Source organism: Nocardia sp. NPDC006630 (genome assembly GCF_040611495.1).
Taxonomy (GTDB): domain Bacteria; phylum Actinomycetota; class Actinomycetes; order Mycobacteriales; family Mycobacteriaceae; genus Nocardia.
In genome coordinates this window covers 308841-330139 of the sequence record NZ_JBEXOK010000004.1, presented here as the reverse complement: position 1 = coordinate 330139, position 21299 = coordinate 308841, and the positions used below count along the sequence as shown (strand labels likewise).

23 protein-coding genes and 1 tRNA gene are annotated in these 21299 nt (G+C 65.9%); 11 read left to right on the top strand and 13 right to left on the bottom strand.

The genetic code is table 11. From position 1 onward, the window contains the following. Nucleotides 1–27 precede the first annotated feature (27 nt). The 4 genes from ettA to ABZX86_RS13270 all read right to left on the bottom strand — a co-directional run bounded on the left by ettA (nucleotide 28) and on the right by ABZX86_RS13270 (nucleotide 5192). On the bottom strand, nucleotides 28–1704 hold the full coding sequence (gene ettA, locus ABZX86_RS13285) for an energy-dependent translational throttle protein EttA (protein ID WP_355123165.1): 1677 nt from the start codon (nucleotides 1702–1704) through the stop codon (nucleotides 28–30). A 10-nt stretch (nucleotides 1705–1714) separates the two neighbouring features. After that, a complete protein-coding gene (locus ABZX86_RS13280) occupies nucleotides 1715–2167 on the bottom strand; it encodes a single-stranded DNA-binding protein (RefSeq protein WP_327144388.1) in 453 nt (150 codons plus the stop codon). A 116-nt stretch (nucleotides 2168–2283) separates the two neighbouring features. Next, nucleotides 2284–3243: a threonine/serine dehydratase gene (locus ABZX86_RS13275; protein WP_355123163.1), complete on the bottom strand. Its 960-nt coding sequence runs from the start codon at nucleotides 3241–3243 to the stop codon at nucleotides 2284–2286. Continuing rightward, a complete protein-coding gene (locus ABZX86_RS13270; RefSeq protein ID WP_355123817.1) occupies nucleotides 3240–5192 on the bottom strand; it encodes a cytochrome c oxidase assembly protein in 1953 nt (650 codons plus the stop codon). The genes ABZX86_RS13275 and ABZX86_RS13270 overlap by 4 nt, the downstream gene beginning before the upstream one ends. A 291-nt stretch (nucleotides 5193–5483) precedes the next feature. Between ABZX86_RS13270 and ABZX86_RS13265 the strand changes: the two genes are divergently transcribed. Continuing rightward, nucleotides 5484–5557, top strand: a tRNA-Arg gene (locus tag ABZX86_RS13265). A gap of 157 nt (nucleotides 5558–5714) precedes the next feature. Here ABZX86_RS13265 and ABZX86_RS13260 read toward each other — a convergent pair. Continuing rightward, nucleotides 5715–6107, bottom strand: coding sequence for a RidA family protein (locus ABZX86_RS13260; protein WP_355123161.1), 393 nt, complete (start codon nucleotides 6105–6107; stop codon nucleotides 5715–5717). Then, entirely contained in the window at nucleotides 6104–6691 is a 588-nt protein-coding gene (locus ABZX86_RS13255; protein ID WP_355123159.1) for a DinB family protein, read from the bottom strand. The genes ABZX86_RS13260 and ABZX86_RS13255 overlap by 4 nt, the downstream gene beginning before the upstream one ends. Before the next feature lie 62 nt (nucleotides 6692–6753). Here ABZX86_RS13255 and ABZX86_RS13250 point away from each other — a divergent pair, with 62 nt between their 5' ends. Further along, nucleotides 6754–7719, top strand: a complete 966-nt coding sequence (locus tag ABZX86_RS13250) for a YafY family protein (protein ID WP_355123157.1) — start codon at nucleotides 6754–6756, stop codon at nucleotides 7717–7719. A 3-nt stretch (nucleotides 7720–7722) separates the two neighbouring features. Here the strand turns inward: ABZX86_RS13250 and ABZX86_RS13245 are convergent, their stop codons facing one another. From ABZX86_RS13245 to ABZX86_RS13235, 3 genes are read right to left on the bottom strand one after another with little or no spacing between them, the layout of a single operon-like run. Next, nucleotides 7723–8865 carry a N(5)-(carboxyethyl)ornithine synthase gene (locus ABZX86_RS13245; RefSeq protein ID WP_355123155.1) on the bottom strand — a complete coding sequence of 381 codons (1143 nt, stop codon included), beginning with the start codon at nucleotides 8863–8865 and terminating at the stop codon, nucleotides 7723–7725. Nucleotides 8866–8874: 9 nt separating this feature from the next. Next, nucleotides 8875–9570: a DUF998 domain-containing protein gene (locus tag ABZX86_RS13240; RefSeq protein ID WP_355123153.1), complete on the bottom strand. Its 696-nt coding sequence runs from the start codon at nucleotides 9568–9570 to the stop codon at nucleotides 8875–8877. Nucleotides 9571–9583: 13 nt separating this feature from the next. After that, nucleotides 9584–10402 (bottom strand): SigB/SigF/SigG family RNA polymerase sigma factor, encoded by an 819-nt coding sequence (locus ABZX86_RS13235; RefSeq protein ID WP_355123151.1) that lies wholly within the window; start codon nucleotides 10400–10402, stop codon nucleotides 9584–9586. 413 nt (nucleotides 10403–10815) lie between these two features. On the opposite strand from ABZX86_RS13235, the gene ABZX86_RS13230 reads away from it, so the two are divergent. Then, nucleotides 10816–11010, top strand: a complete 195-nt coding sequence (locus ABZX86_RS13230; RefSeq protein WP_355123815.1) for a hypothetical protein — start codon at nucleotides 10816–10818, stop codon at nucleotides 11008–11010. Nucleotides 11011–11061: 51 nt separating this feature from the next. Here the strand turns inward: ABZX86_RS13230 and ABZX86_RS13225 are convergent, their stop codons facing one another. Next, nucleotides 11062–11775 carry a helix-turn-helix domain-containing protein gene (locus ABZX86_RS13225; RefSeq protein ID WP_355123149.1) on the bottom strand — a complete coding sequence of 238 codons (714 nt, stop codon included), beginning with the start codon at nucleotides 11773–11775 and terminating at the stop codon, nucleotides 11062–11064. 402 nt (nucleotides 11776–12177) lie between these two features. Here ABZX86_RS13225 and ABZX86_RS13220 point away from each other — a divergent pair, with 402 nt between their 5' ends. From ABZX86_RS13220 to ABZX86_RS13195, 6 genes are all read left to right on the top strand, one after another. Beyond that, nucleotides 12178–13653, top strand: coding sequence for an MDR family MFS transporter (locus tag ABZX86_RS13220; protein WP_355123147.1), 1476 nt, complete (start codon nucleotides 12178–12180; stop codon nucleotides 13651–13653). Between the two features lie 81 nt (nucleotides 13654–13734). Beyond that, complete coding sequence (locus tag ABZX86_RS13215; RefSeq protein WP_355123145.1) at nucleotides 13735–15252, top strand: ammonium transporter; 1518 nt, start codon at nucleotides 13735–13737, stop codon at nucleotides 15250–15252. Nucleotides 15253–15283: 31 nt separating this feature from the next. Beyond that, the gene (locus ABZX86_RS13210) at nucleotides 15284–15808 is read left to right on the top strand and encodes a MarR family transcriptional regulator (RefSeq protein ID WP_355123143.1); all 525 of its coding nucleotides are present in this window, start codon (nucleotides 15284–15286) and stop codon (nucleotides 15806–15808) included. Nucleotides 15809–15889: 81 nt separating this feature from the next. Next, the gene (locus ABZX86_RS13205; RefSeq protein WP_355123141.1) at nucleotides 15890–16345 is read left to right on the top strand and encodes a hypothetical protein; all 456 of its coding nucleotides are present in this window, start codon (nucleotides 15890–15892) and stop codon (nucleotides 16343–16345) included. After that, nucleotides 16342–17241 (top strand): NmrA family NAD(P)-binding protein, encoded by a 900-nt coding sequence (locus ABZX86_RS13200; RefSeq protein WP_355123139.1) that lies wholly within the window; start codon nucleotides 16342–16344, stop codon nucleotides 17239–17241. Before ABZX86_RS13205 ends, ABZX86_RS13200 begins: the two co-directional genes overlap by 4 nt. 32 nt (nucleotides 17242–17273) lie before the next feature. Next, a complete protein-coding gene (locus ABZX86_RS13195; RefSeq protein WP_327144354.1) occupies nucleotides 17274–17888 on the top strand; it encodes a dihydrofolate reductase family protein in 615 nt (204 codons plus the stop codon). A 55-nt stretch (nucleotides 17889–17943) separates the two neighbouring features. On the opposite strand, the gene ABZX86_RS13190 is transcribed toward ABZX86_RS13195, so the two are convergent. Beyond that, nucleotides 17944–18981: a beta-ketoacyl-ACP synthase III gene (locus tag ABZX86_RS13190; RefSeq protein WP_355123137.1), complete on the bottom strand. Its 1038-nt coding sequence runs from the start codon at nucleotides 18979–18981 to the stop codon at nucleotides 17944–17946. Nucleotides 18982–19097: 116 nt separating this feature from the next. Here ABZX86_RS13190 and ABZX86_RS13185 point away from each other — a divergent pair, with 116 nt between their 5' ends. Then, entirely contained in the window at nucleotides 19098–19679 is a 582-nt protein-coding gene (locus ABZX86_RS13185) for a TetR/AcrR family transcriptional regulator (RefSeq protein WP_355123135.1), read from the top strand. Between the two features lie 5 nt (nucleotides 19680–19684). Here ABZX86_RS13185 and ABZX86_RS13180 read toward each other — a convergent pair whose 3' ends face one another. Continuing rightward, complete coding sequence (locus tag ABZX86_RS13180; protein ID WP_355123133.1) at nucleotides 19685–20317, bottom strand: TetR family transcriptional regulator; 633 nt, start codon at nucleotides 20315–20317, stop codon at nucleotides 19685–19687. 210 nt (nucleotides 20318–20527) lie between these two features. Here ABZX86_RS13180 and ABZX86_RS13175 point away from each other — a divergent pair, with 210 nt between their 5' ends. Beyond that, a complete protein-coding gene (locus ABZX86_RS13175; RefSeq protein WP_355123131.1) occupies nucleotides 20528–20884 on the top strand; it encodes a hypothetical protein in 357 nt (118 codons plus the stop codon). A gap of 24 nt (nucleotides 20885–20908) precedes the next feature. Here ABZX86_RS13175 and ABZX86_RS13170 read toward each other — a convergent pair whose 3' ends face one another. Continuing rightward, nucleotides 20909–21190 carry a hypothetical protein gene (locus tag ABZX86_RS13170; RefSeq protein ID WP_355123129.1) on the bottom strand — a complete coding sequence of 94 codons (282 nt, stop codon included), beginning with the start codon at nucleotides 21188–21190 and terminating at the stop codon, nucleotides 20909–20911. Between the last annotated feature and the right edge of the window lie 109 nt (nucleotides 21191–21299).

Genomic DNA, 21299 nt, shown 5'->3' with positions numbered 1-21299 from the left:
ACACCCGCAGGACAGCTGCGGTAGAACCTAGCCGCGAGTGAGCTTGCGGTGGGTGACGCGGTGCGGGCGCGCCGCCTCCTGGCCCATCCGTTCGATCTTGTTCGCCTCGTAGGCCTCGAAGTTGCCCTCGAACCAGAACCACGCGGCGTCGTTGTCGTCATTGCCCTCCCACGCCAGAATGTGCGTGCAGGTGCGGTCCAGGAACCAGCGATCGTGGGAGATGACCACCGAGCAGCCGGCGAAGTTCTCCAGCGCGTTCTCCAGTGAGCCGAGAGTCTCGACGTCGAGGTCGTTGGTGGGCTCATCGAGCAGGATCAGATTGCCGCCCTGCTTGAGGGTCAGCGCCAGGTTCAGGCGGTTACGCTCACCACCGGAGAGCACACCGGCCTTCTTCTGCTGATCCGGGCCCTTGAAGCCGAAGGCGGAAACATAAGCGCGGGAAGGCATTTCCTGATTGCCGACCTGGATGAAGTCCAGACCCTCGGAAACCACCTCCCACACATTCTTCTGCGGGTCGATGCCGGAGCGGTTCTGGTCGACGTAGCTCAGCTTGACCGTCTCGCCGACGCGCACAACGCCGCTGTCCGCCTGCTCGAGGCCGACAATGGTCTTGAACAGCGTCGACTTACCCACACCGTTGGGCCCGATCACGCCGACAATGCCGTTGCGCGGCAAGGTGAACGACAGATCCTTGATGAGCTGGCGATCGCCGAAGCCCTTGTCGAGGTGCTCGACCTCCACGACCACATTGCCCAGACGCGGGCCGGCTGGGATCTGGATCTCCTCGAAGTCCAACTTGCGCATCTTGTCGGCCTCGGCGGCCATCTCGTCGTAGCGAGTCAGACGCGCCTTGCTCTTGGCCTGACGTGCCTTGGCACTGGACCGGACCCACGCCAGCTCCTCCTTGAGGCGCTTCTGCAGCTTCTGGTCCTTCTTGCCCTGAACTTCGAGGCGCTCGGCCTTCTTCTCCAGGTAGGTGGAGTAGTTGCCCTCGTACGGGAAGGTGCGGCCACGGTCGAGCTCGAGGATCCACTCCGCGACATTGTCGAGGAAGTACCGGTCGTGAGTGACGGCCAGCACGGCGCCCGGGTACTTGGCCAGGAACTGCTCCAGCCAGAGCACGGATTCGGCGTCGAGGTGGTTGGTGGGCTCATCGAGCAGCAGCAGATCGGGCTGGCTCAGCAGCAGCTTGCACAGCGCGACGCGGCGGCGCTCACCACCGGAGAGGTTGGTGACCGGCTCGTCCGGCGGCGGGCAGCGCAGCGCGTCCATGGCCTGCTCCAGCTGGGAGTCGATATCCCACGCATCGGCGTGATCGAGATCCTCCTGCAGCTTGCCCATCTCTTCCATGAGCTCATCGGAGTAATCGGTCGCCATGAGCTCGGCGATCTCGTTGAAGCGATCCAGCTTCACCTTGATCTCGCCGAGGCCCTCCTCGACATTGCCGCGAACGGTCTTCTCTTCATTGAGTTCCGGCTCCTGCATGAGGATGCCGACGGTCGCACCGGGCGCCAGCCAGGCTTCACCATTATTCGGCTGGTCCAGTCCCGCCATGATCTTCAGGACGCTCGACTTACCGGCACCGTTCGGGCCGACGACACCGATCTTCGCGCCCGGAAGGAAGTTCAAGGTCACATTGTCGAGCACGACCTTGTCGCCATGCGCCTTTCGAACCTTAATCATCTGGTAAATGAACTCAGCCATATGGGCAAGCCTAACTGTGTTGGGTTGCCGGATCTCCGGCGCGGTCGGCATCGGTGGCAGGCTGCGGCGGCGCCTCGGGGCGGTCGCTGCGGCCGAAGTGTTTGCGCAGCACCGGGGCGCTGCAACGGCCCAGGTCGGGGCCGAGGGCGAGGGCGCGCATCTCGAGATCACTGCGCTCCGCACCGTCCCTGGTGGTGTACTCGTTCGAGCGGAGTTGACCGTAGGCGATGATCGGATCGCCGCGTTGCAGCGAGGCCTCGACACCCTCCACCAGTTTGCGCCAGCAACTGACGGTCAGATACAGCGTCCCGCCATCGACCCAATCGCCGCTGGCCTGATCGAATCGGCGACTGGTGCTCGCCAGCCGGAAACTGAGCACCTGCTCGCCGTTCGCCAGTTCGCGTCGTGTCGGATGGGTGACCACCCGACCGATCACCGCGGTGTTCGCCTCGTACATCGCCATCCCCCTTGCTCTTTCGCGGTCCCCTCTTCCTCTTCAAGCGTGACGTGCGCACGACCTGCGCACCAGCGCAATTCCGCGATTGTGGATAACTTCGGGCGATGTGAACAGGCGGAGAATCAGAGCGTCGTCAGGTCGGTGTTCGCGCCGCAGAGCACCACCACCGGCCGCTCCCCCGGCGCGGGCACGTACGCGCCACTTTGAATCGCGGCCAGCGCCGTAGCTCCGGCCGCCTCGACGACAATCCGGAATTCGCGCCACAGATACTCGCGCGCCATCACGATCGCATCATCGCTGACCAGCACCGACCGCACCGCGTACCGCTGCGCCACCTCCATGGCGATATCGCCGATCCGGCTGGCGCCCAGCGCATCCGAGGCCACACTCGACACATCGACGTCCACCGGACGCCCCGCCGCCAGCGCGGCGTGCAGGGTCGGCGCACCCTGCGGTTCCACCCCGATCACCCGGCCACGCAGGCCCAATGCCACCGCGATCCCGGCAACCAGTCCCCCGCCGCCGACCGCGACCAGCACCGGCGGCCGGCCCCGCACCTGCTCCTCGATCTCCAGCCCGACCACGCCCGCACCTGCCACGATCTCGGGCAGATCGTAGGCGTGCAGCTGCATGGCCCCGCGCTCCTTGGCCAGCTGGCTGGCATAGCGATGCGCTTCGGCGTAAGTCGTTCCGTGCCACAGCACTTCGGCGCCGTGCGACCACATGGCCGCGACCTTCGTATGCGGCGCCGACTCCGGCACCACCACCGTGCACGACAGGCCGCGCAGCGAACTGGCCAGTGCCGCAGCGATACCCGCATTGCCGCCGGAGGCGATCACCACGCTGCCGCCGCCGGCCCGGGCCTGCAGCAGCGCATTGAGGCAGCCGCGCACCTTGAAGGTGCCGCCGTGCTGCAAATATTCGAGCTTCAAGGTGACCGGGACCGGGCCGCGCGGGCCCAGGATCTCGGTATGGAACACGGGCGTCTTGCGGATCTGCCCGTAGAGCAGGCGGCGCGCCCGCCGCACATCGGATCGATAGAGCCGCTTGATACTCCCGGTCGCCTGGGCGACGTCACTCACTTACGTACCTCTCGATCACGCCGGGCGAGCTCGGCGTACATGGCGTTGTACGAATTGAGTTCCGCATCGTCGTCGCGGTCGGCGGCACGGTCGATCCTCGTGGCCAGCTTCTTATCGCTGCGTGACCACTGGATGAGCAGTGCCAGCATCACCACCACCAGCGGGATTTCACCGCTGGCCCAGGCGAGGCTACCGCCGGTGTGCTGATCCTCTAGCAGGTTGGTGTTCCAGCCCAGGCCGAGCGCCCGATAGAACCAGCCGCCCAGCACGGTTTCCATACTCATCAGGGCGATACCGAAGAAAGCATGGAAGGGCAGCGATCCGAACACCATGCCCAGCCGGGTGAGCGGCTCCACCTGCCGCGGCTTTGGATCGATGCCGATGACCACCCAGTAGAAGAGGTAGCCGCTGAGCAGGAAGTGCACATTCATCAGAATGTGCGCGCCGTGCGAGCCGACGAACTGATCGAAGACGCCGCCCAGGTACAGCACATAGAAACCGGATACGAAGAAGACCGCGGCCACCACCGGCTGAGTCATGAAGCGCGACACCGGGTTGTGCACGGCTGCCAGAATCCACTCGCGCGGTCCCGGAGGCGCATCACGACCGGCCGGGGTCAGGGCGCGCAGCGCCAGCAGCACCGGACCGCCCAGCGCGAACAGGATCGGGGCGAGCATCGAGAGCATCATGTGCTGGCCCATATGCACGCTGAACATGGCCGGTGCGTAGCGGCCGATGCCGGAACTCGTCGCGATCAACAGCACCGCACACGCGGAAATCCAGGAAATGGTCCGGCCCACCGGCCACGCGTCACCGCGCCGGCGCAGCCGCCGCACGCCCAAGAGATAGAGGACGGCCAGCACGATCGCGAGCGTCCCGAACATCAGATCGAAGCGCCAGTCGAACGCGAGACGCATGATGCTGGGCGGTCCGGCCAGGTTGTAGCCGATCTCCACCTCGGCGGGCGTCGGGATCTTGCGCAGATCCGGCGGCGGCGTGCGGCCCAGGCCGACGGCGAGGCCGATGGTGGCCGCGAAGATCAGCACCTCCACGCCCGCGAATCGAATCAGCGCGCCGCGATCGTTCTGATCCTTCTCGAGTGCGGGCAGCGCACGCTGCCGCTGCAGGAACCCGATGATGCCGAGCACGATCAACGCGGTCGCCTTGGCGACGACGAGCCGGCCATAGGTAGTACTGAACAGATCCGCCCACGGCACCCGGATCCAGGCATTGATCACACCGCTGATGGCGATCATCACATAGGAAACAGTGGCGACCTTCGAGAATCGGCGGGCGGCCAGCGCGGTGTATTTGCCCTCGCGCAGCGCGTAGGCCAGCACCGCGAACAATCCGCCCACCCAGAAGCAGGTCGAAAGCAGGTGCAGGATCAAACTATTGGTGGCGATATCGTGTGCGCCGCCCGCAGAGGAATGCCCGGTGAGCGCAACCGGCAGCAGCGACACCACCGCGAGCAGCAGCAGCGGCGGCGTCCAACCCCAGCGCAGTGCCACCCGGCAGCCGACCGCGAGCGCCACCACGAAAAACACTGTGAAGCGCCAAGACCCGGCCACATCGACCTGATCGGCGGCGCGCCACACCGCTTCCGGGCGCAGCGAGTTCTGGAATGGTTGCCCGGTGGTGTCCGACAGTGTCAGCGGTACCAGCAATGCCGCGGCAGCCGCCCACACCAGCGCCGCGTTCCCCGCCCGTCGCAGCGCGCGATACCCGCCGACATCGAGCAGTCCGTTCGGCTGCGGCGGTACGAAGAACGCCGCGAACAGCAGCGACCCGACGGTCACGGCCGCAGCAAGATCAGCAACGGCCCGCACGGCAGGCAGTCCGTAGGTGGTCAGCGGCCCCGGATCCGGAATGCCCAGCAGACTCAGCGCCTGCGACGCCGAAAGCCCGACCACCATCGCCGCCACCACCGCGGTGATCGCGCCACCCATGGCGGCGATCGCCGTGAATGTCACCCCAGAACTCGTCCGATTCGCTGAGGCGTCAGTAGCTGCGGGCGGGTCCTGCGGTGACGACATACGCCCAGGGTAGTTCGGAGTAAGCGTCCGGACTCCCCGGGGGTTTACGGTCTTCTGGTCTGCACTACCCGCCCGACGCGCCGAACGGTTGCTAGGCAACCGAGCAATCACGATCTGGACGCTCGCTATACTTATCGCGCTGGACACCACGATCAATATGGGTCAAGGTGTTTGGTGGCCGCATCGCCCACGATGCCCCGCACTGCCTCCGTAGCTCAGTTGGATAGAGCAAGGGCCTTCTAATCCCTAGGTCGCAGGTTCGATTCCTGCCGGGGGCGCCTCTCCACCCTGACCTGCGACGTAGTCGCCAGGTTCAGTGGTACCCACACCACGACGGAGCCAAACTGCTCGGGATTGTTGTAGGTGCAACCTCGGGGCGTTGCCTGCCCGAGGTTCGGTATCACCGTGCGGATCGTGGTCTCTGTTGGTTTTGTCCTATTCGGGGATGGTTGCTATCGCGTCGATCTCCACCAGTACGCCGGGGCGGGCGTGGGTTGCGGTGGAGATGACTGTGATGGCGGTGCGGTGGTTGCCCCAGACTGATTGGGAGGCAGCGAATCCCGCTTGTACGTCGACGCCGGCGACGAGGTAGATGTTGAGTTTGACGACGTTTTCGGGTCCGGTACCGGCGGCTGCGAGAACGGTCAGGACGTTCTTCATGGCTTGAACGGTTTGAGCGGCAATGCCTTCGAGCACGGCGCCGGTGCTGTCGGTGCCGAGTTGGCCGCCGACGTAGAGGGTGCGGGCGGCGGGGGCTATAACGCCCTGGGTGAAGGCGGGGTTGTAGTGGAGGTCTGCGGGGTCCAGGTGGATCGGTTTCTCGGTCATCGGTGTTCTCCACGGGTGCTGGGGTCGGTGTGCAGGTAGAGGTCGCGGAGGAGGCAGACCTCGGACAGGTGGTGGATCAGTTCGCGGTGCATGTGCAGGACCAGGTCGGCCATGCGCAGTTCCGGGAAGGGTTCTTTCGCGCCGACCGGGATGTGGAGACCGGACTCGCCGAGGCTGCGGACTCCGGTCAGCCAGAGGTCGAGTTGTTCCTCGAGCTGGTCGAGCACGGTGGATGCCGAATCGGCGTACTTCCAGGTTTCGTACGAGACCTCCGGCCCGCCGAAATGTGAAGCGTTGCGGGTGGCGAGCACGCCGACTATGACGTGGCCGAGGCGCCAGGCGATGGTGGTGAAGGGAGCGGGAATCGGCTGGGGGTAGCCGAAATCCACAGTGAAGTCGCCGGCGCCCGCCTGCATGGGTGCTGTCGAGGTGCCGCGCGGGCGCACGCTCCAGGCGTCGGGCACGGGTGACCAGAAGTATTCGTCGTCGGTGAGGCCGTCGAGGCGGGCCCGGAGCTGGTGGTTCCAGTGGAACTCGAACTGCTCGCGCAGTGTCCGGTTCCAGTCGAGTTCGTCGATGTCCATGCAGCCACCCTCACACCGAATGCGGACAGCATCGGTCCGCTATTTCTGGCAATGTGGGCGATATGGGAGGCGAGCACGGGACGACGGAGCGGGTGCTCACGCTGCTCGGGCTGCTGCAGCAGCGTCAGGTCTGGACCGGACCGGAGCTCGCCGCGCGGCTGGACATCACGCCGCGCACGGTGCGGCGGGATGTCGAGCGGCTGCGGGCGCTCGGTTATCCGGTGCATGCCTGTCAGGGCGTCGGCGGCGGATATCAACTCGGCCGGGGGCAGGAGTTGCCACCGCTGCTGCTCGATGACGAGGAGGCGATTGCCACCGCGGTCTCCTTGCTGGCCGGTGCGGGTGGTGCGGTCGCGGGGGCGGGTGATGCCGCACTGCGGGCGCTGACCAAGCTCGACCAGGTTTTGCCGATCAGGTTGCGGCACGAGGTGCGCGCGCTGTCCGGCTCGGTCGAGTCCTTCGGCGGCGGCCGCGCGCTGGTCGACCCCGAGGCGCTCATGACGCTGGCCCGGGCCTGCCGCGATCGGGTCGAGACCGGCTTCGACTATCCCTCCGGCAGCCAGACCCGGCGGCGGGTCGAGCCCTACCGCCTCGTCGCCTCCGACCGGCGCTGGTATCTGCTCGCCTACGACCTCGATCGCGACGACTGGCGCAACTTCCGAGTCGACAGGATGACCGAAGTCTCCTCCCGCACTTGGCATTTCCACCCGCGCGCGGCGCCCGACGCCGCGCCCTACGTGCAGGAGGGCGTGGCCAGCCGGGTGTACCCGCACCAGGCGCACTTCCTGGTGCATGCCCCGAACGATATTGTGCGCGAGCAGATTCCAGCGTCCGCGGCCGTCGTACGACCACGGGGAACCGAACACTGCGAAGTGATCAGCGGCGCCGAGAACCTCGACTCAGTGCTCATGCACATGATCCTGCTCGGCCACGATTTCGAAATACTCGATCCGCCGGAACTCCGGAGTCGCTGCCGCGAGCTGGCGGAGCGATTGCTTTGCGCCGCAACAACTCCGGATGACAACTGACCGTCAGGCGACCGCGTAGGGGTACGCCGCGGCCCGCCGCTGGAAAGACAGAATCCGAAGATTCTGCACCCGGCCCTCACGGATTTCGATTGCGCGCCGCACGGTTTCGTTGCCGTCCCAGGCATCGGGACCGGACATCACAATCGGCAGGTACTCCAGCAGCGCTTCGGAGTTCTCCCACGTGGCGGAGTTCCAGAGGTAGGACGGGCTGTGGTCCACCCCGTAGTAGTGCAGATCGTCGCCGACGGTGAACATCGGATCCGTGAACGAAGTCGGCCGCGCCCATTCGAATCCCATCCCCTCGTCACAGGAGACGTCGACGAAGAGCGTCCCGCGCGCGAACAGCGGCAGATCCTCGTTCATGACGAACATCAGCGGCTCCTCGGTGTCCTGGAGGATGCAGTTGACGACAATGTCGTACTGGGCCAGCATTTCCGCGAGCGGTCCGGGTTCCGGCGCCTTCAGGGCGAGCGTGCGGCTGGGATTCGAGGGATCACGCGCGAAGTGCTGCATGCGCACCGACGCGAAAGGTGAGGCGACCGCGGACACGCTGCGCTGTGTCAGCACCGTGACATCGCTGATTCCGAGCGCCGAAAGTGCGCGCACCGCGCCGCGGGCGGTGGCGCCGAAGCTGATCACGGCCGCCCGCATCCGCCGGCCGTAGTCCCCGCTGGATCCACGCAATTGCAGTGCGTGCAGGACCGAGCAGTAGCCGGCCAGCTCATTGTTCTTGTGGAAGACGTGGACGTTGAAGTTGCCTTCCTTGGTCCAGTGATTCATCGCCTCCCAGGCGATCAGCGTCAGCCCGCGGTCGATGGCGAGCTGGGTCATCTGCTCGTCCTGAACGCAGTGCGGCCACCCCCAGACGACCTGTCCGGCGCGGAGGTTCTCGAGATCCGCGGCCAAAGGCTTGGGCAGCAGCAGGACGTCGCACTCGGCGAACAGTTCTTCGCGGGTGCGATGGCCGCCTACCAGCGGCGCCAGGTGCTCGTCGGTGTAGCCGAATCGGTCACCGTAACCGTGCTCGAGGAAGACACGGTTGCGAAGCGTTGGGTCGATCCGGTCGAAGTGTGCGGGATGGATCGCCAGTCGGTGCTCGTCCTCTTTGCGGGAGGTCGCAACTACACCGATGGTTAGTTGCTTCACCTATTGAGCCTACCCGTACACGGGAGCGCGCTCCGCCGGGTTCCACAGCGGTGAGATTGCTCTCCGGATTGCGTGCAACCCCACGGCAGCGCCGGTGACGGCCATCCAGGCCGGCAGCGGGTAGAAGACGAGTCGTTCGGAAATGCCGACCTGCAGACCGATCATGAGCAGGACCGTGCCGGTGATTCCCGCCGAGGCGCAGACGGCCGACCAGACCGCGACGAGGGGACGTTGTTTCCACAACCAGATCGACAGCAGGATCAGCACGATATGCCGGGAGACGAGTGCGGGCAGCACCGCCAGGCCGTGAATGACTATGCCGTCGTTGGAGGGAAATACTCCGGTCGCGGCGGTGCTGAGTCCGATGACGACCGCGAGCGCGACGATCCATATCTGACGCCGGCCGGGCGGGATGTAGTCGCGAAATCCGATGGCGCCCAGGATGGTCAGCAATCCGAGCGCCACGAAGGTCGCGTTCATGAGCAGATGCAGCGGCGAGCACATGCTCGGCGTGCAGGCGGTGACACCGAGATCGCTGATGGTGTCGTAGCGAAAGCTGTAGCCCGTCTTCCAGGCGATGGCGGTGGTGAGCTCGGCCGCCATGTACGCGAAGGTCAGCGTCCACGCGAAGGCGGCGAGGGTGTGCCGGAGCGGCCGAGAGGCCAGGGCCACTATGCCGGCGGTTCCATCGACGTTGCGCTGCAAGGCAATCAAGGCATCAGTCGCGTAATGCCTGCTCTTGCAACGAGTTCAGAACTCGGGACAAGATGCGTGAGATCTGCATCTGCGAGACGCCGAGGGTCTCGGCGATCCGGATTTGGGGCTGGGTGTCGAAGAATCGCATGATCAGCACCTGGCGATCGCGTTCGGGCAGCGCCTCGATCAGCGGCTTCACCGCCATGAGGTCCTCCACCAAGCGGAAGTCCGTTTGTTCGGAGCCGAGGGCGTCCAGTAGCGATATCGGCGTGTAGTCGTTGTCATTGTCGAGGCAGGCGTCGATCGAGGAGCTGCGGTAGCCGTTGCGCGCGATCAGCGCCTGCATGACCTCGGCCGGGTCGGCGCCGAGTTCCTCGGCGATTTCCGCGGCGGTCGGAACGTGGCCCAGCCGCTGGAACAGCCGGTCGATCGCGAGGCCGATGGTGAGTTGCAGCTCTTTCAGCCGACGCGGTACCCGGACCGCCCAGGTGTAGTCGCGGAAGTGGCGGCGTACCTCGCCCATGATCGTGGGTATTGCGAAGGACAGGAACGATGCGCCGAAGTCGGGGTCGAATCGGTTGATCGCCACCACCATGCCCACGCGGGCGGTCTGCAGCAGATCCTCGTAGTTCTCGCCGCGGCCGGCGTACTTGCGGGCGATGTTCTCCGCCAGAGGCAGGCAACGCTCGATCAGGTCGTCCCGCAAGGGTTTTCGGCGGGGGTCGCCATCGCTCAGCTGCGCGAGTCGAGCGAACAGCGGTTCGAGATTGTCGTAGCTGTCGGAGCCGCGGCGGGTGCGGGGCGCCCGCGACGGGGAGGTGAGTGTCGACTGAGAGGTCATTGGTGGTGCCTCGATCCAGAGGAAATCGGCGGCGGCCCAGTACCCGAACATCAACGGTGATGAACATCGCGGTCCACGAATCCTTCGCTCGGATCGGTGGCACCTTTCAGTAGACGCCCCTGACAACGGTACGTCAACACCGTAGACCTACATCGTTGAAGCAATACTCCAAGATGTAGACCTACACCGTTGACACCACGTCCCCGGGGGCGTCTACTTGGGAGGTAGCAGATCCGCCCCCGCTCATATCGGGATCACAGGGTCCGGAGTATGCGCCGAGTGCCGATTTCGATCTTCGAAATCGGCACTCGCGGTACAACATTCGATTACCCGGAGTTGGGAAAATGAGAGAATACGCAAACGATGGCTGGCGCGCGCGTGGAGCCAGTCGATCGGGAGTGAGCAGCATCTTCATGGTGCTGGTCCTGGCCTGGCTCATCGTCGGCGCCATCGCCGGCGGCCAGCGCCATTACTACGACAGCGCGCCCACCAATTGCGCGAGCACAGGCACCATCGCGGTGACCATCCTCGCCGGGCCGCTCAATTACCTCGGCATGAATCCCAAGATCGGCGACTGCCACGTGAATGTGCCACAGCCGAGTCCGTAATCCGGCAACCCTTCCGAGCCGGTAGCACCCGACCGCACCCGAAACCCGCTGTCACGCAACGGTAGCGGAGGGTGCTGCCAGCCGCGCGCGCTCGCGGTGCGCCCGCTGGCGACAGGCCGGCGAGCAGTACCGCGGCCGCCGCCCGGTCCCCGCCCGTGACAGTTCGCAGCCGCAGCTCTGACAGCTGCCGGCAGCCGGGGATCGCGGGGTGGAAGTCACATCGAGCGTCGTGGCCGAGGGCCTTTCGGTCCTCATCGAATCCAGGATGAGTGCGGTGGTCCGGCCGATCGGCGCAGCCTGATCGTGCAGGCGCTGGACGGTCACGCAGGCGGTGAAGATGGCGACCACATCGGCTACGACGATGTCCGGCCGAACCGCGCCGTCACGCTGCGCGGCCGCCAGCAGCAGGGTCAGCGCCTGCCGAAATCGCACGCCAGCGCCGTGCACTCGCGCCCGCGGCCAGCCGTCGGCGAGCGTCAGCAGATCGCAGGGGGCATCCGCCATGGGCTCGGAGGCGATCACCTCGACACAGAACTCGAAGAACGCGACCCCAGGGTCCGGGTGTTTGAGGTGGCCTACCGCCGACACGGTGAGCCGCTCGATGCGCTGCTCCAGAACTGCTTCCAGCAGAACAGCTTTGGTGGGGAAATAGCGGTAGACCGTGCCCGCGCCGACCCCGGCCCGCCGGGCGATTTCGGCAAGCGATACCGAGTCGCCCTGCTCACCGAACGCCTGCCGCGCAACCTCCAGCACCCGCGCGTGCATAGCCTTCGCCTCGGCGCGTGGCGCGAAACGAGGCACGGTAGAGCTACGTGAATCTCGGGTCGGCATCGTATCTGTGACCTCCTCCGGCGCCAAAGGTCGTGCTCCATCGATATTCTCACGCACCGGCGATTGCGGCCACACGTCTGTCACGAATCATTGTTCCGTAACCCCCATTTCGATGATGAACGAGCATTTCGTAACACCTGAAACTCTCCCCGCATTGGACTTGACCAGCACTGCAGGGCAATTCCGCCGACGCACACAGCACCGCCGGTCACGATCCACGCGCACAGCGTTTTCGATTCTTCCGACGGGATCGTAAGGTCCGAAACGGCTCCGTGAAAATCATTCCGGATCTGCGAAACTGTTGTGGCTCCGGCCATTCCAAGGGAGTGGGAACGTATGGCGATCCGAACAGAGCCTGGTCCGTGGGCGACGCTGGGGGCATTGTGCGTCGGGTTCTTCATGATTCTGGTCGATATGACCATTGTGGCGGTGGCCAATCCGACGATCATGAACGAGCTGCACACCGGGTTGAGCACCGTGGTGTGGGTGACGAGTTCGTATTTGCTGGCCTATGCGGTGCCGCTGCTGGTCACCGGGCGGCTGGGTGATCAGTTCGGGCCGAAGAACGTCTATCTGATCGGGCTCACGATTTTCACGTTCGCCTCACTGGCGTGCGGATTGTCCACGAGCATAACGATGTTGATCCTCGCGCGCGGTGTGCAGGGCATCGGCGCGGCGTTGATGACGCCGCAGACGATGGCGGTGATCACCCGAATCTTCCCGCCGGACAAGCGGGGTGCGGCGATGGGGGCGTGGGGGTCCATTGCGGGGGTGGCCTCACTGGTGGGGCCGATCATCGGCGGTGTGCTGGTGGACGGTCTGGGCTGGAAGTGGATCTTCCTGGTGAATGTGCCGCTGGGGGTGATCGCATTCGTGCTGGCCGTGATTTTCATGCCCTCGCTGCAGACGCATCGGCATCGCTTCGATCTGCTTTCGGTGGCGCTCAGCATGGCCGGAATGTTCCTGGTGGTCTTCGGGATTCAGCAGGGCAATACCGAGCACTGGTCGGGGCGCATCTGGCTGTGCATTGCCGCGGGGCTGGCGCTGCTCGCGGGATTTGTTGTCTACCAATCCCGTAACTCCCTCGAGCCGCTGGTTCCCCTGTCGCTGTTCCGGGATCGGAATTTCGCGCTGAGCACGCTGGCCATGACCGCCATGGGTGTGGCCACGACCGGCATGATGCTGCCGGGTTACTTCTATCTCGAGAATGTGCGGGGCTATTCGCCGACCGGGGCCGCGACGGTGTGGGTGCTGATGGCCTTCCTCACCGCATTGTTCTCGCCGATCGTGGGCAGACTGGTCGACCGGGTGCATCCGCGGGCCGTCCCCGTGGCCGGATTCGCCGGCTTCGCCGTGGGCATCGCCTGGTTCGGCTTCGCTATGAAGCCCGACACTCCGCTGTGGCAGCTGTTGCTTCCGCTCGCCTGCATGGGTCTGGCGAATGCCTGCATCTGGTCCCCGCTCGCCGCCATCGCCACCTACGGCCTGCCACCGCAGCAGGCGGGTGTGGGCGCCGGGGTGTACAACACCGCGCGGCAGGTGGGGCTGGTGCTCGGCAGCGCCGGTATCGGTGCGCTGATTCCGGCCCGGCTCGCCGCGCACGGTATTCCGTCGGTCGAGGCGGGCGCGAGCGGGCCACTGCTCGGGCCGGTGCAGCACGCTTTCAGTACGGCTCTGGCGCAGTCGATGGTGCTGCCCTCGGCGATCCTGGTGATCGGAATCGTCTCGTGTCTGCTGCTTGGCGCCCGGCCCCAGGCTCCGGTCGAGGTGGTGCCAATCGGCGAAAATTCGGACGCGGCGGGAATTCACTGAGCCGAAACACGATCGGCCGCCTGCGCGAAACAGTCACTCTCGATGCTTCACGCGAATCCCGTTGAGTAATGAGGTACGAGTGTGAATTCGGGAGATACGGCGTGGGTGCTGGCAAGTGCGGCACTCGTCATGCTGATGACGCCGGGGCTGGCTTTCTTCTACGGCGGCATGGTCGGCGGCAAGAGCGTCCTGAACATGCTGATGATGAACTTCATCTGTTTGGGCGCGGTGACGACGCTGTGGCTGTTGTACGGCTACAGCGAGTCGTTCGGAAATGATGCGTATCAGGGCCTGGTGGGGCAGATGTCGCATGCGTTCCTGCGAAATACGCAGGGCACGCTGTCGGGTCCCGCCGGGCATCAGATTCCGACCATGGCGTTCGTCATGTTCCAGTTGATGTTCGCCGTCATCACGACCGCCCTGATTTCGGGCGCGATCGCGGGACGGGCGAAGTTCTGGGCGTGGATGGTGTTCATCGTGGCCTGGACCACCGTGGTGTATTTCCCGGTGGCGCACTGGGTTTTCAGTGCGAGCGGGTTCACGAACACCGACAGCGCCGGAAACTCCTCGGATGTGGGCGGGTGGATCGACAACCGGCTGAAGGCATTCGACTTCGCGGGCGGTACCGCGGTGCACATCAATGCCGGTGCGGCGGCCTTGGCCATGGTGCTGGTGATCGGCAACCGGCACGGTTGGCCGCGGAGCATTCCCCGGCCGCACAATGTGCCCTTCACCCTGCTCGGCGCCTCGCTGCTGTGGTTCGGCTGGTACGGATTCAATGCCGGATCGGCTTTGGCCGCAGGCGATCTCGCCGCAACCGCCTTCACGAACACCACGATTGCCACGGGCGTGGCATCGCTGGCCTGGATCATTGTCGAGCAGTTGCGTGATGGCCGGCCGACCACCCTCGGCGCTGCGTCCGGTGCGGTGGCCGGACTGGTCGCGGTCACCCCCGCGTGCGGATTCGTCGGCAGCATCGGCGCACTGGCGATCGGGATCGCCGCCGGTGTGTGTTGCGCGCTGGCAGTGGGACTGAAATTCATCTTCGGCTATGACGATTCGCTCGACGTCGTCGGCGTCCATCTCGTCGGCGGACTGGTGGGCACGCTGCTCATCGGATTCTTCGCCGATGCCTCGGTGAATTCGGGGGGCGGCAACGGCCTGCTGTTCGGCGGCGGCTGGACCCAGTTGCAGCGGCAGGCGATCGCCGCCTTCGCGGTGCTGGGGTATTCCTTCGTCGCCACGTACATTCTGGGCTGGATCATCAACAAGCTCATAGGTTTCCGCGTGGATCACGAGTCCGAGGCGAGCGGCATCGACGAGGCCGAGCATGCCGAATCCGCCTACGATCTCGGTTTCCCGGCGCCGTCCCCGGCATTGACGCCGACCGCGCCGCGCACCCCTCCCCCGCCGCGCGTCCCTCCCGCACCGCGGAACCCTCCGCCGCGCAATCCGGCGCAGCGCGTCGCCCCTCCGCCCGGTATGAACACTCCGCGACTGCCGGTCCGTCCGATGATGGGCGACGGCCGCGAACCGGAGTGGCCGGGACGACTCCGGGGCGATTATGAGCCGCACCACGAAGGCCGGGCCGAAGCTTGACGGCAGGATAGTTAGTCTCCATATTAGATTCATGGCGACCGAAGCGGCGGGTATCGACACACCCACTCTGAACCAGGCCCGGCAGCAGCTGCGGCGCTATGGACTGGAGTCCGAGGCCGACCCGCGCGCGGTGCTCGTCGCGGTGCGCCTGCTGGCCGCCGGCGCCCGGCTAGGGCAGGCCACCGAGGCGCATTTCGCCCGGTTCGGCCTGTCCACCGGACGCTATCGGATGCTCGCCGATCTCGAGGACAGCGCCGGCGAGAAGTCGCCGTCGCAGCTGGCGGCGAGCCTCGGGGTGACCCGGGCGACGGTAACCGGCCTGATAGACAGCCTGGAACAGGAGGGGCTCGTACTCAGGCGACCCTCGGCCGAGGACGGCCGCGCCGTGGTGGTCGTCCTCACCGCCCGGGGCGCACAGAAGATGAGAGATATCGCGCCCGAACATTTCGGCCGCCTGCAAGCCATGGTGAGCGGGCTCAGCCCGCAGGAGCGCACGACCTTCCTCGAACTGCTCGGCCGCATCACCGAGGGCATCGGCGCGCTGACCGCCCCCTGAACTGAGCGGGCATTCCCCACCGGTACACCGCATGGAGAATCCCCGCCCGAATCATGCCCATATAGTTAGGATCCTAATTAAATGATCGAGGTTATGGCCCCACCCCGCTTCCGGCTGTGGCAAGAAGCCCTCTTCGCCTACGCGGCCCCGGCCCTGTGCGCGGGCATCGGCGGAATCGCCACCGGGCGAACCGATCTCGTCATCGCGGCACTCACCTCGATCGCGGGCGCCTCGGCGCTCGTCGCCGTACTGGCCGGAGCCTGGTTGCAGCGCTTCGGATCCCGGCGTCCATGGCTGCTGCGCCTCCCGCGAGTGGGCCTGGTCGCGGGGTTCACGGTCACCGCGGCGGCGCTCGCCGAGCTGAGCGCGTTGTTCGCGACGCACTCGTGGCCGCTCCTACCCGACCGGATTCGAATCGACTTCCCGATCGCCGCGGCACTGGCAGCCCTCATCACGACCTGGCGCTGGAGTGCGGCGCAGACGCCGAAAACCAGACCGGCACAACGCAAACCGGCTCATCGAAAGGAAAAGTCATGATCGCGATCATGGGAGCATCCGGCAGCACCGGCGGTGCGCTACTGCGGCGGCTGACGGACCTCGGCGTGCCGTGCCGCGCACTGACCCGAGAACCGGAACGCCTGCGCGCGGAACTGCCGGCGGCAATCCCAGTGGATGTCCGATGGGCCGATGCCGCCGATCCGGCCTCCCTGCGCAACGCCTTCACCGATGTGCGGCAGCTGTTCCTCACCATGACCAACAGCCCCCGGCAGGTCGAATTCGAAAGCCGTGTCATCGATCTCGCCGCACACTGCGGTATCGAGCACATTGTGAAGATCTCCGCGCCCGCCGCCCAACCCGACTCCCCCGTTGTCATCTCGCGCTGGCACTACGCCATCGAACAGCACCTGCTCAGGTCGGGCATCGATCACACGATCCTGCGGCCCTACGCCTTCATGCAGAAGCTGCTCACCCTTGCTCCGACCATCCAGCAGGGGATCATCGTCGGCGCAATGCGCGATGCGGCATGCAATTACATCGACTGCCGCGATATCGGTGATGTCGCCGCAGAGGTGCTGACGCGTCCCGAGATCAGCAGGGGCACATACACACTCACGGGTTCGGAGACCTTCAGCCACCCGAAGTTGGCCGAGCTGCTCAGCCGCCTGCTGGACCGGCGGATCCACTACGTGGACCTGCCACCCACCGACTTCCGGCAGACGCTCCTCGACCATGCCCATATGCCACTCTGGCTGGCCACGCACGTGATGGAAATCCAGCAGCTGGCACGCACCCGCCCGGAGCACCCCACCGATACCGTCACCCGCCTGCTCGGCCGGCCGCCGCGCACTCTGGAGGCCTTCCTCACCGAAAGCCGGGAATCGGGCCTGTTCGAGCGCGATGAATTTCCGGATCGGCCGCCGTCTTACCTGTGACAGTACAAACGGTACGAAACAGGAGAGATTCGATGCGCAAGATCACGGCTGGACTGTTCATCTCGCTCGACGGTGTTATCGGCGAGCCCCAGGACTGGCATTTCCCGTATTTCAACGACGAGATGGGCGCGGCGGTAGGCGCTCAGCTGATGGGCGCGGACACACTGCTGCTGGGCCGCACCACCTATGAGGGCTTCGCGGACTCCTGGCCGGAGCGGGAGGCCGCGGGCGGCGCGGATGCGGGCATGGCAGCGGCACTGGGCGATGCCCGCAAAATCGTTGTCTCACATCAGGATCTGGAACTGACCTGGCGCAATTCCGAGCAGTTGAAGGGCGAACTGGTCGAGGCCGTCACCGAGCTGAAGCAGCAGCCGGGTGCGACGGATATCGGCATGAGCGGTTCGCCGTCCATCGTCGTGCAATTGCTGGCCGCCGGCCTGATCGACGAACTGCATCTGCTGGTGCACCCGGTCGCGCTGCGCAGCGGTCTGCGACTGTTCGGCGAGGGCGAGTCCATCCCCCTGCGCCTGATCTCCTCGCAGGCGTTCGAGACGGGCGTCCTGCACCTGGTGTACGGCCCGACGGCCGCGCCCGCACCGGTCGCCTACGACGCCGTGAAAGGCCAGCTGCCGCAGGACGAGCAGTAAGCGCACCCACTCCTGCTCGCCTGGGTATCACTGCGGCGAGCAGGAGTCGTCCGGCTCAGCCGATGGCGGGCAATCGCACGACCTGACCCGCATAGGCCAGCCCGGCGCCGAAGCCGAGCAGCAGCGCCGTATCGCCTGCCTTGGCTTCCCCGGAGCGCAGCAGCTGCTCCATCGCCATGGGAATCGAAGCGGCACTGGTATTTCCCGTTTCGACAATGTCCCGGGCCACCGCCACGGTGTCGGGCATTCCCAGCGCCCGGGTCAGCGCATCGGTGATGCGGCTGTTGGCCTGATGCGGTACGAAGGCGTCGAGATCTTCGACACCGACGCCCGCGCGGTCCAGCGCATCACGGCATGCCTTCTCCAAAAACGTGACGGCCCAGCGGAATACCGCGGTGCCGTTCATACGGATGTACGGACGCTCGGTGGTGCCGCCGCTCGCCTCGGCCGCCGCGACCTCGGCGAAGTACTGCGCGAAGTCCTTGTCCTGCTTGATGGCCGAGGTCTGGCTGCCGTCGGAGCCCCAGGCCACCGGGCCGATGCCCTCGACCTCGGACGGTCCCACCACGGCCGCGCCCGCACCGTCGGCGAAGATGAAGGCGCAGGTCCGGTCGGTCGGATCGAGCAGATCCGACAGCCGTTCGACGCCGATCACCAGCACGTTCCGGGCCTGGCCCGCGCGCACCAGATTGGCGGCATTGGCCAGGGCGTAGCAGAAGCCCGCGCAGCCGGCCGAGACGTCGAAGGCGGCGGTGTCCTGCATGCCGAGTTCGGTGGCCACCACGGCGCCGGCCGAGGGTCCCAGCACCATCTGCGAGGACGTGGCCAGAATGACGGCGTCGACCTGCTCGGCGGGTGTCCCGGCGGCGGCGAGCGCGTCCCGCGCGGCGGCGGTGCTCATGGCGACGATGGTTTCGTCGGGGTCGGCCCACCCGCGCGCGGCAATGCCGGAGCGGGTTCTGATCCATTCGTCGGAGGAGTCGATGCGATCGACGATTTCGGCATTGGGGACAACCCGGCGCGGCCGGTACACACCGAGACCGAGAAGCGCGGCGTGGGCGACCGGAGCGGCGGTGGTGATTTGGGCGGGCATGACATCCTCTCGATATGAACCGATCGGTTCACAAGCATAGGTCTAACATGAACCGATCGGTACACGCAAGAGTGAGAGCAGCACGAGCAAGAGCAGCAAGGGTTGGAGGAACTTCCATGACGGCGGGACCGCGTGCTCGATTGATCGCGAGCACCATCGCCACGGTGCAGGAGCACGGCGTGCACGCCGCCGGGTTGAGTGAACTGCTCAAACGCAGCAATGCCTCGCGCAATTCGCTTTATCAGCACTTCCCGTCCGGCAAGGGCGAATTGATGGAGGCGGCGGCACGAATCGTGTCGCGGGTGGTGTATTCGCACGTCAGCCGCATGGCCGACGCCCTGCCCGCCGCGCCCTCCCCCGAACGCTGGCTGGACGAACTGCTCGCCTTCTGGCGCACCGAACTCGAATCCAGCGATTACCGTGCCGGATCCTTCATGATGGCCGCCGCCCTGGACGAATTGGATCCGTCCCTGCAGTCGGCCGCCGGCCAGGCCTTCGCCGAATGGACCGCCCGCCTGGCCGACGGGCTCGTAGCGGCCGGTATCGAACGCGGCGTCGCCTGCTCACTGTCCGGACTGCTGCTGTCGGTCATCGAGGGCGCCATCGTGCAGAGCCGCGCCCTCAAATCCAGCCACCCCTTCGACGACGCCCGCAACCAGCTCGCGGTGCTGCTGCGCCACCACCTGCAGGCTCGATAGCGGCGCTACCCCCGCAGAACGCCGAGCCAGCGCCGGACCGGAGCACGCAGATCCGCCACACCGGCGGGCGTGCCGGCCGCGATACCGAGCCGGGAGCGACTGCCGTACAACCGATCGAACAGCAGCCCCTCGAGCAGGCTGATCAGATCGTGCGCGGCCTGTTCCGGATCCGGTACGCCCGACGTCGCCATGAGCGCGGTGGCCGCGGGCACCGAGAACAGGCAGCGCGCGAGGACATCGCGCAGGTCCTCGTCCTCCGCAGCATCGGCGGCCAGGGCATAGCGCGCGAGCGCATCGCGCCGGCGCGCGCCGAGCAGCAGATCGAGTTGTCCGGCAATGAGATCCGCGGCGCGGTCGATCGATACCGGCTGCCGTTCGCCGGACTGCTGCGCCGCCTGGAATTCCCGCCGGGAGGTGGCGGCGAGGTGAATCACCGCCGCCCGCAACAGCTCCTGCCTTGTGCGGTAGTAGTAGGAGGTCGAGCCGCGGGCGATGCCGAGTCTGTCGTCGACGGCGTGGTGGGTGACCGCGCGATTGCCGCCCGCGGCGGCGAGATCCAGCACGGCGGCGCAGATGGCCTCGCGCCGGGCCGAAAGCTCACCGGTCGAGGTGGATCTGCCGTCGGCATTGCGAGCCACTGCGCCTCCCCTACGTACTGCTACCCAACAGACGTCCACTATGCCACCGACTCTACGTTTACAGAGGGAAGGGTCCGGAACCGTACCGAGATGGTGGAACCCTGCACCAGGCCGGTACCCGGACCACGGACAGGCGTACAGTGAAGGTGCTTTCGCGCCGAGTTCCGCAGCGTCGCTCGGGATCTCGCGAAATCGACCCAGGAGGTCGAAATGTCCGACCTTGGAGCGTCATTCCCGGAAGCGCCGGTGTCGTCGCAACCCACCGGCAACCCACCGGCGACGGAATCTTCTTTGGCGACAGCGATGTTCGCCAGATCCAGCGAACGATTGGTGCGCCAGCTGTTCGACGTCGGCATCGAATTACATGAGCTACGTGATATTTTCGACCGCCGAGATTCCACCGAGGCGCAGGTGCTCGCCGCCAGTGTCGCGGTCTCGGATGTGATCGAGGATCTCGACGAGCTCATCCACGACACCAGCCGGGCGATGCTGGCACTGGCCCGCGATCGCTTCGTCATGACCGAACTGCAGATACGCGGTCCGGTGCTGCGTAAACACCGGCACTGAGACATTATTCGCGATACCCCCGCATCATTCGCGCTCCGCACCGCCGTCGGCGGCGCGCATCGCCAGATTGCTGTCGCGAATCAGCAGATCCAGATCGTCCAGCATGCCGGTGATGGCATCCCGGGCGGCCCGCCGGTCCAGGTCACTGTTGCCGCACTGCTCGAAAACCACACGGAGAGCGTGTAATTGCAATCCGACGTCGAAGAGATGCCGCACCAGGCGGTCACCGGCATCGGCGAGTTCGGCGCTGTCGGAGAGCCCGGCAACGTCCACAGCATCGAAATACGATGTCCGAGAGATGGTCACGATCGCACCCGGTTCACGCGGCGTGACGGGGCAGGAGTTCTCTGCGGGCGGGAATCGGTTCGAGCGGCCGGACATTCATTGTGGTACTCCATTTCGCGTCGGCTGGTGC